Source organism: Streptomyces sp. AM6-12 (assembly GCF_044327085.1).
Taxonomy (GTDB): Bacteria; Actinomycetota; Actinomycetes; order Streptomycetales; family Streptomycetaceae; genus Streptomyces.
This window is the reverse complement of sequence record NZ_JBIQWN010000001.1, coordinates 1,302,650-1,315,775: the sequence shown is the minus strand read 5'-3', so window position 1 is coordinate 1,315,775 and position 13,126 is coordinate 1,302,650. Positions and strand designations below refer to the sequence as shown.

13 protein-coding genes are annotated in these 13,126 nt (G+C 69.0%); 10 read left to right on the top strand and 3 right to left on the bottom strand.

Annotated elements, in window-relative coordinates:
• Positions 1 to 127: 127 nt before the first annotated feature.
• Positions 128 to 919, top strand: a complete 792-nt coding sequence (locus ACE4Q9_RS05955) for an IS5 family transposase (protein ID WP_397983167.1) — start codon at positions 128 to 130, stop codon at positions 917 to 919.
• Here the strand turns inward: ACE4Q9_RS05955 and ACE4Q9_RS05950 are convergent.
• Together ACE4Q9_RS05950 and ACE4Q9_RS05945 are read right to left on the bottom strand one after the other, a co-directional pair.
• The gene (locus tag ACE4Q9_RS05950; protein WP_397983166.1) at positions 876 to 1,412 is read right to left on the bottom strand and encodes a hypothetical protein; all 537 of its coding nucleotides are present in this window, start codon (positions 1,410 to 1,412) and stop codon (positions 876 to 878) included. The genes ACE4Q9_RS05955 and ACE4Q9_RS05950 overlap by 44 nt on opposite strands.
• A complete protein-coding gene (locus tag ACE4Q9_RS05945) occupies positions 1,342 to 2,289 on the bottom strand; it encodes a hypothetical protein (RefSeq protein ID WP_397983165.1) in 948 nt (315 codons plus the stop codon). The genes ACE4Q9_RS05950 and ACE4Q9_RS05945 overlap by 71 nt, the downstream gene beginning before the upstream one ends.
• A 191-nt stretch (positions 2,290 to 2,480) precedes the next feature.
• Between ACE4Q9_RS05945 and ACE4Q9_RS05940 the strand changes: the two genes are divergently transcribed.
• From ACE4Q9_RS05940 to ACE4Q9_RS05905, 8 genes are all read left to right on the top strand, one after another.
• A complete protein-coding gene (locus tag ACE4Q9_RS05940) occupies positions 2,481 to 3,386 on the top strand; it encodes a helix-turn-helix domain-containing protein (protein ID WP_397983164.1) in 906 nt (301 codons plus the stop codon).
• Positions 3,383 to 3,616 carry a DUF397 domain-containing protein gene (locus ACE4Q9_RS05935; RefSeq protein ID WP_359485501.1) on the top strand — a complete coding sequence of 78 codons (234 nt, stop codon included), beginning with the start codon at positions 3,383 to 3,385 and terminating at the stop codon, positions 3,614 to 3,616. Before ACE4Q9_RS05940 ends, ACE4Q9_RS05935 begins: the two co-directional genes overlap by 4 nt.
• Before the next feature lie 783 nt (positions 3,617 to 4,399).
• Positions 4,400 to 4,564 carry a hypothetical protein gene (locus ACE4Q9_RS05930; RefSeq protein WP_397983163.1) on the top strand — a complete coding sequence of 55 codons (165 nt, stop codon included), beginning with the start codon at positions 4,400 to 4,402 and terminating at the stop codon, positions 4,562 to 4,564.
• Between the two features lie 248 nt (positions 4,565 to 4,812).
• Entirely contained in the window at positions 4,813 to 6,000 is a 1,188-nt protein-coding gene (locus tag ACE4Q9_RS05925) for a tyrosine-type recombinase/integrase (protein WP_397983162.1), read from the top strand.
• A 466-nt stretch (positions 6,001 to 6,466) separates the two neighbouring features.
• Entirely contained in the window at positions 6,467 to 7,762 is a 1,296-nt protein-coding gene (locus tag ACE4Q9_RS05920) for an alpha/beta fold hydrolase (RefSeq protein WP_397983161.1), read from the top strand.
• Between the two features lie 92 nt (positions 7,763 to 7,854).
• Positions 7,855 to 8,490, top strand: coding sequence for an MBL fold metallo-hydrolase (locus ACE4Q9_RS05915; RefSeq protein ID WP_397983160.1), 636 nt, complete (start codon positions 7,855 to 7,857; stop codon positions 8,488 to 8,490).
• A gap of 46 nt (positions 8,491 to 8,536) precedes the next feature.
• A complete protein-coding gene (locus ACE4Q9_RS05910) occupies positions 8,537 to 9,316 on the top strand; it encodes an exodeoxyribonuclease III (protein WP_397983159.1) in 780 nt (259 codons plus the stop codon).
• Between the two features lie 15 nt (positions 9,317 to 9,331).
• Entirely contained in the window at positions 9,332 to 9,745 is a 414-nt protein-coding gene (locus ACE4Q9_RS05905; RefSeq protein WP_397983158.1) for a DUF6278 family protein, read from the top strand.
• A 623-nt stretch (positions 9,746 to 10,368) separates the two neighbouring features.
• Here ACE4Q9_RS05905 and ACE4Q9_RS05900 read toward each other — a convergent pair.
• Positions 10,369 to 11,121 (bottom strand): hypothetical protein, encoded by a 753-nt coding sequence (locus ACE4Q9_RS05900; protein ID WP_397983157.1) that lies wholly within the window; start codon positions 11,119 to 11,121, stop codon positions 10,369 to 10,371.
• Between the two features lie 142 nt (positions 11,122 to 11,263).
• Here ACE4Q9_RS05900 and ggt point away from each other — a divergent pair, with 142 nt between their 5' ends.
• Positions 11,264 to 13,069 carry a gamma-glutamyltransferase gene (ggt, locus tag ACE4Q9_RS05895; RefSeq protein WP_397983156.1) on the top strand — a complete coding sequence of 602 codons (1,806 nt, stop codon included), beginning with the start codon at positions 11,264 to 11,266 and terminating at the stop codon, positions 13,067 to 13,069.
• Positions 13,070 to 13,126 lie beyond the last annotated feature (57 nt).

Genomic DNA, 13,126 nt, shown 5'->3' with positions numbered 1-13,126 from the left:
GTTGCCGCAGTTCTACGTGCTCGCGCCGGTGGAGTTCAACTCGACGTTTTCGTCGTGTGATTGTGTCGCCCACCGGTTCGGAAATGCGGCCGATCACCCGGAACGTGTTCGGCGGTATCCGTCGGACATGACGGACGCGGAGTGGGCCGTGGTCCGCCCGCTGCTGCCGGTGCCGGCCTGGATGCGGGGCCGGGGAGGGCAGCCCGAGGCGTATTGCCACCGGGCGATGCTCGATGCGATCCGCTACCTGGTCGACAACGGGATCAAGTGGCGGGCGATGCCCGCCGACTTCCCGCCGTGGGACCGGGCTTATGCGTTCCTCCGCCGCTGGCGCGACCACCTGCTGGTCAAGGAGTTCCACGACCGGCTGCGCGCACGGATCCGCGAGCGGGAGGGACGGGATACGGAGCCGACGGCCGGCGTGATCGATTCGCAGTCCGTCAAGGCGGATGCCGTCGTCGGATCGGACAGCCGCGGTTTCGACGGCGGCAAGCTGATCAATGGCCGCAAGCGGCATGTCGTGGTCGACACGCTCGGCCTGCTGCTGGGCGTGATGGTCACCGCCGCGGACACCGGCGACCGCATCGCCGCCCAGGTGCTGCTCGGGCAGGTCGCCGACGTGCACGCCCGGCTGGAACTGGTCTGGGCCGACGGCGGCTACACCGGCGGCCTCGTCGCCCACTGCCTCACCACACTGGCTCTGGTCGTGGCGATCGTGAAACGCAGCGACGCCACGCGCGGCTTCGTGGTGCTGCCCAAGCGGTGGATCGTCGAGCGGTTCTTCGCCCACCTGATGCGCACCCGCCGTCTGGTGCGCGACTTCGAGCGGCGCACCGCCAGCGCCGAGGCGATGGTCTACTGGTCGATGACCCTGCTCATGACGCGCCGTCTTGCCCGGACGGCCCCTGGGCGAGGGTGAACCGGCCCGGCTGCCTCTCGGCCAGCCAGCCGCGCGCGACCAGGCGTTTCGCCTTCGACCGCAGTGCCTCCACATTGGCCGGCACTGCGTCCAGGCCGAACGTCACGGCCAACTCCTGGCAGGTCAGCGGCCCTTGATGGAGCCGGTGCCGGTCCGCGAGCGCGGTGAGGATGCGCTGGTAGTCCACCGACAGCACCGACCGGGCCAGCCCCTCACGCCGCACCGGCACCTGCGACTTCGGTTTCGCTGCTTGCCCGGGCGCCGAATGCGTGTCCTCGCCCTGTGGGCCGGGGACAGCCTCTTGACCAGGGATGTTGCCATCGTCCGGAGCCAGGACGGTGCCCACCCGCCTGCGGGCGATCGCCCACTCCTGCCATTCCTGCTCGGCCGCGGCCAGCTCGGCCTGGATGCGATCAGCTTCCTCACGCAACCCGTCGACTCGACGGCGAGCGGCGATTTCGTGCTGTTTCAGCAGTCCGACGACCGACGGCATCTGCAACCTCCCGGGGAGCGACGACAGGACACGTCACCACTCCCGCCGAATCACCGACCCTATGCCTGAACAGCGAAAACGCCGCCCTCAGATTCGGAACGACAACAGCCACTAAGGACAGGTAGGTGCTGATGAGGTGCCGCTCGCTGTCGAGGACTTGGTCGTCGGCCAGGAGGCCGTCGTCGAGTTGAGTGAGCGCCCAGACGATGCCATACGTGAGGTCGTCCAGGAGGTAGGCCGAGGGAATCGACAGGGTTCCGGCGGACTGCGGTCCTGGTCGGCCCGACCTGCGGGCGGACGCGGCTTCGCGGACGTACAGGTCCAGGTCGCCGCGTCGCTCCTCGACACCGACGATGAATCCGCGGCGCGCCGGCCGTAAGAACCCCTCCAGGTCGCGCTGGCCGTCTTGGCTCAGGTCATCGGGGTTCACTTCCTCGCCCCGCCTGATGACCGGGAGAAGGTGAACTGCGGCGCTCGTCCCGTCCAAGCGGTGGCGCCCGGTGATCTCCCAGGTCCCAGCGGGGCCGCCTGCGGGGATCAGCATGCTGGAAGTGGGCCAGCGGGATCCGATCCGCGTTGCCACCGACCCCACGGCCACCGGGGACTCGCTTGCATCGGGTGCCGGGCTGAACAGAACGTCAACGGGGTGCCCGAACATGCGCTCCAAGATCTGCGCCGCTTCACCGCGGGGCCGGCCGTACCAGCTGCCGGAGGACCATCGGTCGAACGTGGTACGCCCCAGGCTGACCGTGGCGAGACGGCGGTTGCCGGTCTCGCGGGCGAGCTCCCGGCCGGTGGCCGTGTAGGGCACGCAGAACACTTCCCAGGTGGTGAGGTTCTGCTTCTTCAACAGGAGGCTGAACAGCGTCCGACGCATCGCGGCGGCCCCTCCCTGGGCGTGTGCGGACAGCGGAGCAGCGGAGCGACCTCCACGCGTGGCGACGGGCGCTGCACACTTCGTGACCCTGGCTAGGATGCTCCCAAAGGCAAGCCATTAGCAATATGGTCGAGCAAATTGCGCGACCATATTGCTTGTAGGGAGGGCGACGAGCCGTCAGACTGGCCACCATGCCAGAAGCGAAGACGCCGTGGTCGCTGACTCTCAGTGAAGTCGGCCTGCGCCTAGAGGACTTGCGAGAACGCCGGGACCTCACGCAGGGCGACGTTGCAGGCCACGAAGTGCTGCGCCTGCGCGGCGTCAAGATCGACAAGAGCGGGCTGAGCCGACTCGAACGAGGGCAGCGCCGACGTGTGGCCCGGGATCTCATCGAAGCGCTGCTTGAGGTCTACCAGGCCAGCGACTCCGAGAGTTCAGAAATCCTGGCACTACTGGGGGCGGACACCACTCCGGCCGGTCGACCACGTCCTGCCCTGTGGCGACGCAACGCACACTTGCTGGGACCCATGCAGTTCGAGGGCTTCCTGAAGATGGAGCGCCGGGCCGCTGCGCTGTCCAACTATGAACGGGACATCTGGCCGGGCCTCTGCCAGGTCGAGGAATACGCCTACACGGTTATCGCCCAGATGCGGCCCGATCTGCGTCCCTCCGAGGTCAAGGCACTCGTCGACGTCCGCATGGATCGCCAGCAGCGGGTGCGAGAGGGTGCACTCGCCGAGTTTCGCGCCCTGGTGGACGAGCATGCGCTCCATATCACCGGCGGCGACCTCAGCGTGGCGAGGCGGCAACTGGAACGAGTTCTGGAGGAGTCCGAAGATCCTCGCAACACGATCCGAATCCTGCCAGACGCCGTCGGATTGCACCCGGGGTCTGCGGGCCCGTTCGTCCTAATGGCCTTTCCGGAGGCCGCCCGCCAGGTTGTGTGGGTCGAGACGATGGTCAGCTCGTTGTACTTCGACGGGGAAGATGATGTGCAGCGCTACACCGCGGCTTTCACCAACCTGTGGGAGCGGGCGCTGGACCCCGACGAGACGCGCACGCGCCTCAAGAAAAGGATCAAGGAGCTAGAACAGTGACAGCGAAGCCGGCCCCGTCCTCGTTCGACCTCACGTCGGTCGAGTGGACGGTGTCCAAGTACAGCGGCGGCGGCGGGAACTGCGTGCAGGTCGCCGTCAAGGACGGGTACGTCCTGATCGGTGACTCGCAGAACCCTGGTCGTCCGCCCCAGGTCTTCACCCCGGCCGAGGCCAAGGCGTGGCTGCTCGGCGCGAAGGACACGGACTTCGACTTCCTGCTCGATCTGTGATTCCGTCCTGAAGCACCGTACGACAAAGGGCCGGCCCCACGGCAGATGGGGCCGGCCCGAGCGTTCCTGCCCGCTGCCCGGCCCAGCCACACGGCGAATCTCGTCCGCAGTCCGTGGCCGCCGTCTCCGAGGCATCGCCACCTAATATGCCGTTCAACGGAGCACCGCCCGGCCGCGGGTTGCTCTCCTCGTCGCGACGGACCCGCCCTGTCGACGCCGGCCGTCGCTGACTTCGTCATTAGGGTGGAAGCGGACGAATCATTCCCCTCGGTTTCCCAGGGCGGTCGTGATGCTGCGGCGAGCCTTTCCCGCGTCGCGTCCGTACCGGATCAACCCCTCATGAGACGGTAAGCAGGGGATTCGCCGACGGCAGACAAGGAATAGCGCCGAAAGACTGGAAAGCTAGGCCGGGACCATGTCAACGTACAACGTCCCGCGAAACGCCAGGTCAGACGGTGCTGCTCGTCGGCTGCGCTCAGGTTTCCGAAACTGCTCGGAATGATGCGTTGCGTGAGTTGTCCCGCTGGCGTGGCCCCTACTTGGGAGGCCCGTCTGTCAGACTCCGCTATCCGATCTGCCCGCTTCACTTCACCGGCACCCTTTGTCCTTGGCGGACTGAACGCCTGGATCGGCCAAGCGACGGGTGACTACCTTGCGGTATCCACCGGGCTCTGCATCTGCCCGGCTGGCCTATTCGGTGAGGATCTCCTGCAACGGGGGTACTGCGGCGATCGTGTCGTCCTCGTCTATGTTGCGGGGCGTCCTGGTGCCACAACACGGCAAGTGGCACAGGCCATCAGGATTCCCGAGCGCCGCGCTACGCGAGATCTCGACCAGCTCACGGTCGACGGCCTGCTGACGGTCGCCTCGGACGGCAATCCCCGAGCCTTGCGCTCATATCTTCTTTCCCTCGCCGATGGCGAGCCCAAGCAGACGCCGGGTTCGTGATGCAGCGCGCAACATAGACCACGATCGCCGGTTAGCCAAACCGGCGATCGTCGCGACCATTGAGCAGGTCCGCATTTGGCTGTACTTGGCGGTGGAGCCATAGCGGACACAGAAGAAGGCAGCGCTCCCCAAACCACCGGGGAGGATGAGAAGGAGCATCGGCTGCCGCAGTCGTGATGCCCGCGGCACCCTTCGCTGAAGCGCAGTGGCTCCTCCGCTCGTGTGCAGTTTCCACACCCTCAAGGAGAGTGAGTATTCTGTCCGATCCCATCAAGAAACTTCCGCCGAACTCGAAGGGGAAGGTTCGATACCGGTTTGTTGTCGACGCAGGAATCGACCCCGAAACTGGTAAGCGTAAGCAGTTGAGGCGCACCTTCGACTCGTTGAAGGAAGCTAGGGCTGAGTACGCGAACATAACTAATCGGCGGCATGATGGGTCGCTTGTGCCGCCCAACAAGATCACCGTGAATGAGTGGCTCGACCGATGGCTGGCCATGAAAGCGGAGGACCTCGAAGAAACCACCATCTACAACTACAGGATTACTCTGGACCGGGTTCGATTGAGGCTCGGCAATATCCGTCTCCAGGACCTTACTGAAGAGCACGTGGAAGAGTGGAGGGACTGGGCGCTTACGCATGGCCGCGTGCGTGGCAAAAGGGCCGGTACGCCACTCAGTGTCACGAGTGTGGATATGAGCCTCGCTCGGAGAGCCGTTACCCGGCGATTGGTGTACGTCAATGTTGCTGCGTACGTGACCATTCCCCGGAGGGCGCGCAAGGAAGAGCGGAAGACTAAAGAGGAGGTGCCGCCCTGGAATGTCCAGGAGGTTCAGAAATTCATACATGGAATTAGGGGTGAGCGGCTCTATGCTGCGCTTCTTCTTTCGCTGATGGGGCTTCGTCCAGCTGAAGTCTGCGGCCTCCGGTGGGAAGACGTTGACTTGGAGAACGCCACGATCGTCATTGCCAACACGCGCACGATGATGGGCAACCGCTACGTGGTGGAGAAGGACACCAAGTCTCTTGCGGGTGAGCGGGATCTGCCGCTGCCGGCGCTGGTGCTGGGAGCCCTCAAGGCATTCCGGGCTCTCCAAGCCGAGGAGAGGCTCGCTCTGGGGGAGGCGTACACGGTGTCGGGCTACGTGCTAGCGCACGAGGCGGGCGACGCCTTCACAATCAAGCAACTTCGCCGACGCGCGTATCGGCTTATGGAGCTCCTCGGGCTCCGTCGCGTCAGGCTTTACGACGCACGCTCGTCGTGCTTCACCTTCCTGGCCAACAACGGCGTCCCGGACCACATCCCCGCGCGATGGGCCGGACATACGAACGTGAAGACGACCAAGCGGTGGTACGTCAAGCCGGATGTAGAAGATCTTCGCGGAGCCGCCACCACCTGGGATGGCCTGCACGGGGGTGCGGCGGAGCGGCAAGAGTGAGCCACGCGGACTATCAGCCGAGCGACTTGCGAGCCGTATGGCCAGCAGGATTGGGGCGAGGTGGATTCGGAGTCCGCTTGCTGGTTTTGGACCGGTGGCTGTAACTGAGAGCATCCGGCTACGGCCCAGCCTTCTACCAAGCGTTCACCGTGTGGTGTTCAAGCTGCCGTTGGGCGGGATTCCGGAAGGTTTTCAGGTGAGTCACGCCGAGCCTCGTCCGTGCCACCACACTCGATGCTGCAACCCGAACCGCCTGGAGGCCGTGATCAAAGAGGAAAGCGTTGCTCGTAGCGGCTGAAGGAGGGCATGCGCCCGGAAGGCCCACTGCCGACACGGCCACGAGTACATGCCGGAGAAGGTATACCTGGGCTCTCGTCGGCAGGTCCGGCAGTGTCGGAGCGGGGCAAGGCCCACTAGGTTCACCCCGGCGATGTGACATCTCGTGACAGATGAGAGGCTCAGACGGGTGAGCGAGACACCACCGAACACCCTGCAATACCGCTTTGACGGGCCAGAAGACGCCCCGGTCCTGATCCTCGGTCCCTCACTGGGTACCACATGGCACATGTGGGACCGGCAGGTCCCGGAGTTGGCCAAGCAGTGGCGGATCTTCCGGTTCGATCTGCCGGGACATGGCGGGGCGCCCGCCCATCCGGCCGGTTCCGTGGCCGAGCTGAGCGTCCGGCTGCTGGCCACCCTGGACTCGCTCGGCGTGCAGCGCTTCGGGTACGCGGGCTGTGCGCTGGGCGGCGCGATCGGCATCGAGCTGGCCCTGCGCCACCCCGAGCGGCTGGCCTCGCTCGCGCTGGTCGCGGCCTCGCCCCGGTTCGGCACGGCCGACGAGTTCCGGCAGCGCGGAGTGGTCGTACGCACCAACGGGCTCGACCCGATCGCCCGCACCTCGCCGGACCGCTGGTTCACCGGCGGGTTCTCGGCGGCGCAGCCCGCGATCACCGAGTGGGCCGTGCAGATGGTGCGCACCACGGACCCCGGCTGCTACATCGCCTCCTGCGAGGCCCTGGCCGCGTTCGACGTACGGGCCGAGCTGGGCCGGGTGGCGGCGCCGACGCTGGTCCTGGTCGGCTCCGAGGACCAGATCACCGGCCCGGCCGAGGCCCGCACGCTGGTCGCGGGCATCCCGGACGCCCGGCTCGCGGTCGTGCCCGGCGCCTCCCACCTGGTCCCGGTCGAGCAGCCGGCCGCCGTCACCGATCTACTGGTGCACCACTTCTCCACCGCTTGGCAGCAGCCGTACGACACCGGTCAGATCGCCCTGCCGGGCACCCCGGTCGCCGCGCCGGTGCCGGTGGTGCCGCCGCAGGCCGTCGTGCCGGTGGCGGAGATCGCCCCGCCCGCCGCGGCGCCGGCGCCGGCGGACCGGGCCGACCGGTACGCAACCGGGCTCAAGATCCGGCGGGAGGTGCTCGGCGACGCGCGCGTCGACCAGGAACTGGCCGCGGCGGACCGCTTCTCCGGGGACTTCCAGGAGTTCGTCACCCGCTACGCCTGGGGCGAGATCTGGGACCGGCCGGGCCTGGACCGCCGTACCCGCAGCTGTGTCACGCTCACCGCGCTGATCGCCGGCGGCCACCTGGACGAGCTGGCCGCCCACACACGCGCCGCCCTGCGCAACGGCCTCACCCCGGACGAGATCCGCGAGGTCTTCCTGCACACCTCCCTCTACTGCGGCCTGCCCGCCGCCACCAGCGCCTTCAAGGTGGCCCAGCGGATCATCCAGGAGGAGACGACCCCGGCGGAGTGAGCCCGGCGGTCCTGGGGTGGGGGAGGCCCCCGCGGGAATCCGGTGGCCCGCCCCCACGCGTCCTCCCGTCCTCTCCGGCAGGATGGTGAGGCATGAAGCTCACCAAGAAGTCCCATTCCTGTGTCTGGGTGGAGAAGGACGGGCAGGTGCTCGTCATCGATCCCGGTGGGTTCAGCGAGGAGGACGCGGCCCTCGGGGCGGACGCGATCCTCGTGACGCACGAACACGCGGACCACTTCGACGAGGCCCGGCTGCGCGCGGCGATGGAGGACAACCCGGCCGCGCGGATCTGGACACTGCGGTCCGTCGCGGAGCGGATCGCGTCGGCGTTTCCGGGACGTGTGCACACCGTCGGGCACGGCGACACCTTCACCGCCGCAGGCTTCGACGTACAGGTGCACGGCGAGCTGCACGCCGTGATCCACCCGGACATCCCGCGCATCACCAACGTCGGGTATCTGCTCGACGGCGGGAAGGTCTTCCACCCCGGCGACGCCCTCACCGTCCCGGACCAGCCCGTGGAGACGCTGATGCTCCCGGTCATGGCCCCCTGGAGCAAGATCGCCGAAGTGATCGACTACGTCCGCGAGGTGCGCCCGCAGCGCGCCTACGACATCCACGACGCCCTGCTCACCGACCTCGCCCGGCCGATCTACGACCACCAGATCGGCTCCCTCGGCGGCACCGACCACCAGCGGCTCGCGCCGGGGGCGTCCGCGCGGGTCTGAGGCGGCCGGGACCGGGTTGTCACAGCCGCCAGGTAGGTTGTGGGACATGCGCATCGCGACCTGGAACGTGAACTCGATCACCGCCCGCCTCCCGCGCCTGCTGGCCTGGCTGGAGAGCAGCGGCACCGACGTGCTCTGCCTCCAGGAGGCCAAGGTCGCCGAGGAGCAGTTCCCGGTGGAGCCGCTGCGCGAGCTGGGCTACGAGGCCGCGGTGCACGCCACCGGCCGGTGGAACGGCGTGGCGGTGCTCTCCCGCGTCGGCCTCGCGGACGTGGTCAAGGGACTGCCCGGCGACCCCGGCTTCGAGGGCGTGACCGAGCCCCGCGCCATCTCCGCCACCTGCGGCCCGGTGCGCGTGTGGTCGGTGTACGTACCCAACGGACGCGAGGTCGGCCACCCGCACTACGCGTACAAGCTCCAGTGGTTCGAGGCGCTGCGCGCCGCCGTCCTCGGCGACGCCCAGGGCAGCCGCCCCTTCGCCGTCCTCGGCGACTACAACGTGGCGCCGACCGACGACGACGTCTACGACCGGTCCGCCTTCGAGGGCGCCACCCATGTCACCCCCGCCGAGCGCGCCGCCCTCACCGCCCTGCGCGAGGCCGGCCTGAACGACGTCGTGCCGCGCCCGCTCAAGTACGACCACCCGTTCACCTACTGGGACTACCGCCAGCTCTGCTTCCCCAAGAACCGCGGCATGCGCATCGACCTGGTGTACGGCAACGCGCCCTTCGCGGGGGCCGTCAAGGACGCCTACGTGGACCGCGAGGAGCGCAAGGGCAAGGGCGCCTCCGATCACGCGCCCGTGGTGGTCGACCTCGACGTGTGATGCCACGCTGGGTCCATGAACCTTCCGTTCCTGGGCCCCCGGCACAAGAAGCACCCCGCGCTTCCCGCCGACCCCGAGTCGGTGGCCGCGCTGCTGTCCGAGTGCGATCTGCTGCGTGCCCAGGCGCTCGGGGGCGGCGTCTTCCTGGACGACACCCCGGCCTCCCTGGAGGCGCTGGACCAACTGGTCCCGCGCTGGCGCGAGGACGCCGAGACGCTGCCCTGGCTGGGCCATGACGCCGGGCTGTACCTGGGCACCGTCGTGGTGCGCACCGTACCCGGCGCCGCCTGGCGGATCAGCGCCGGCGGCGAGCCCGTCCTGCGCCTCGCCTCCGGCCGCGAGGTGGAGGTGGTGGAGGCCGGCCGCCAGTGGGCCGCGACCGGCGTGCCCGAGCTGTCCCAGTTGTACGCGGAGATCGCCGAGGTCTGAACCCCCCCGCGGCTCCCGAACGCGCTTCCCCTGACGCGACTCTCCCGAAGCGGCCTTAAATACGGCTATTGCCCGAAAGGTGCGTGTCGCCCCCCGACTCCGCGGCCCGGCTGGATAGTTTGCGGCAACCACCACCCAGCGGAGAGTGGAGTAGGGCTGCGTATGGCCGTCGATCCGTTGATCGAACCGAGGAACGGCGACTGGAAGAAGGCGTACCAGGCAACGCGCACCGGCCGGTTCACCCGGCGCCCCGTCAATCCCCGTGCAGCCCGTCCCTTCGCGGCCCACTCCTTACCCGAGCCCGCGGACGCGTCCGGCCCCCGGCCCCGGCGACTGCCCGCGGGCCCTACCGCCATGCCGGGAACCCCGGCCCCCGACGTCTCGACTACGATGGTGCGTTCCGCCCCGTGGTGAGGTGATCAAGCCCCGCCGCACCGGGACGGAGACACTGCCGCAAGGGCGGGGTCCCCATGGTCCCCGCGCCGTGAGAGGGGCGGCAGTTCACACGGGCCAGGCTCGTCCGGCGGCAGCCGGAGATCACTGCTCGCACGGGCGAGGAGAAGGTCAGCTGCGCCGGACGAGTTGCGCTCGACGGTCCGTCACCGCCCCGGCGCGCCCGCGCCTCACGCGGACCCGGCGGGCTCCGGCTCCGGTTCCGGTTCGGGCAGCGGACCGCGCGCCGCCCGCGTCACATCGGCCACCAGCTCCACCACATCGGGCCCGTACGCCCCGGAGTTGAGGACCCTCAGCAGCAGCACGAAGGTGCCGTCGCCGTACCTGCGGGCCAGCCGCGCGTGGTGGCGGGCCAGATAGCGGGTCGCGGCCTGATTGGTGATCGCGCTCTGCCCGCAGAACAGGAACACCGGACGGGCCTGGCCCTCGGTGGTGACCCGCGCGAGCAGCACGTACTCCGAGGCGCCCCGCTCCATCCGGTACCGCTGCGCACCGATGCGGAACGTGCCCCGCTCTGCGACCGGTTCGGGGTCGGTGGTGATCCGCACCCCCGGCAGCATCGCCGACAGATGCGCGGCCGTACGGCGATTCGAGGCCGGCCCTCCCACGCAGAACTCGGTGCGCTCACCGAAGCCCTGGCGGACCGTGTCCTGGGTGGCCACCTCGGCGTGCGCCCCGCACTCCTTGATGAGCGCGGACAGCTCCAGCAGCGCGAACACGTCGTAGCGGTGCACCGCGGGTTCGGTCGCGGCCGGGTCCCGGTTGACCACCAGCAGCGCCTCCGCGTGCTGCGGCAGCCCGAAGAAGGCCTGCTCGCGCCGGAGTCTGCGGTGCCACAGGAAGATGCGGGCCAGCCAGCCCAGGGAGGCGGAGACGGCGGTCGCCACCAGCCCCAGGACGATGTTGCGCACGTCGTCGTTCATGGCCGCGCATGCGAGCGGGCCAGGACACCTTGGACGTACCGGTGTTCGAACTGTGGCGGTCGTGTGACGAGCGGCCGAGACGTACTGTCGCTAGTGTGACAATCTGGCTACGCTGCGCTGACTGTTCCGACGGGAGGTACGGATGCGTCGTCCAGGCACGCGGAGACTGGCGGTTCTGACGGTGGTGTCGGCCGCCGTGGTGACGGTGGGGGCCGCGGCGCCGCCCGCCCCGAAGGCGGGCGAGCCGGCCGGGAAGACGCCGGTGGCCGTGGGCTACGGCGGTGCCGTCGCCAGCGTCGACAAGGACGCCACCGCCGCCGGCATCGAGGTCCTCAAGCACGGCGGCAACGCGGTGGACGCCGCCGTCGCCACCGCCGCCGCGCTCGGCGTCACCGAGCCCTACTCGTCCGGCGTCGGCGGGGGCGGCTACTTCGTCTACTACGACGCCCGGACGCGCACGGTCCACACCATCGACGGCCGCGAGACGGCACCGCAGTCCGCCGACTCCCAGCTGTTCGTGGAGAACGGCAAGCCGCTCTCCTTCAACGACGCCGTCAGCAGCGGGCTCAGCGTGGGCACTCCGGGCACCCCGGCCACCTGGCAGACCGCCCTCGACCACTGGGGCAGCCGGAACCTCGGCAGCGTCCTCAAGCCGGCCGAGCGGCTCGCCCGCGACGGCTTCACCGTGGACGACACCTTCCGCTCGCAGACCGCGGACAACGAGGCCCGGTTCCGCTACTTCCCGGACACCGCCCGGCTGTTCCTGCCCGGCGGCAAGCTGCCCGTCGTCGGCTCGACCTTCAAGAACCCCGAACTCGCCAAGACATACGAGGAGTTGGCGAAGAAGGGCATGGGGGCGGTCTACCGCGGCGACATAGGCGACGACATCGTGAAGACCGTCGAGCACCCGCGCGTGGACCCGGCCTCCGGCTGGAAGGCGCGCCCCGGCAAGCTCGCCGAGAAGGACCTCGCCGTCTACCGCGCCAAGCTCCAGGCCCCCACCAGGACGTCGTACCGCGGCCTGAACGTCTACTCCATCGCCCCGTCCTCCTCGGGCGGCACCACGGTCGGCGAGGCGCTCAACATCCTGGAGAGCTCCGACCTGTCGAAGATGAGCGAGGCGCAGTATCTGCACCACTTCATCGAGGCCAGCCGGATCGCCTTCGCCGACCGCGGCCGCTGGGTCGGCGACCCCGCCTACGAGAAGGTCCCCACCAGGCAGCTGCTCTCGCAGAAGTTCGGTGACTCGCGGGCCTGCCTGATCAAGGACGACGCGGTCCTCACCAGCCCGCTCGCCCCCGGCGACCCCTACCACCCGAAGAACTGCGCCACGGGCGGCAAGGCGGCACCGACGACGTACGAGGGCCAGAACACCACCCATCTCACGGTGGCCGACAAGTGGGGCAACGTGGTCTCGTACACCCTCACCATCGAGCAGACCGGCGGCAGCGCGATGACCGTGCCCGGCCGGGGCTTCCTGCTCAACAACGAGCTGACGGACTTCTCCTTCACCCCGGCGAGCCCGTCCGTGCCCGACCCGAACCTGCCCGGTCCGGGCAAGCGGCCGCGCTCCTCGATCTCCCCGACGATCGTCCTCGACGGGCACAACCGGCCCGTGGTGGCGCTGGGTTCGCCCGGTGGCGCGACCATCATCACCACCGTGCTCCAGACCCTGACCGAGTTCCTGGACCGGCACCTGCCGCTGGTCGACGCCATCGCCGCGCCCCGCGCCAGCCAGCGCAACGCGGCCCAGACGGAACTCGAACCCGCGCTGTACAACAGCCCGTTGCGGGGGCAGCTGGAGGCCATCGGCCACCACTTCACCCTCAACCCGGAGATCGGCGCCGCGACCGGTGTGCAGCGGCTGCCGGACGGCAAGTGGCTGGCCGCGGCCGAGAAGGTACGACGCGGCGGCGGCTCGGCGATGGTCGTGGACCCGGCGCCGTAGCGAGCGGTACGACGCACCGGGCGCCGGGGACGGCTCGTCCCCGGCGCCCTCGCGCAC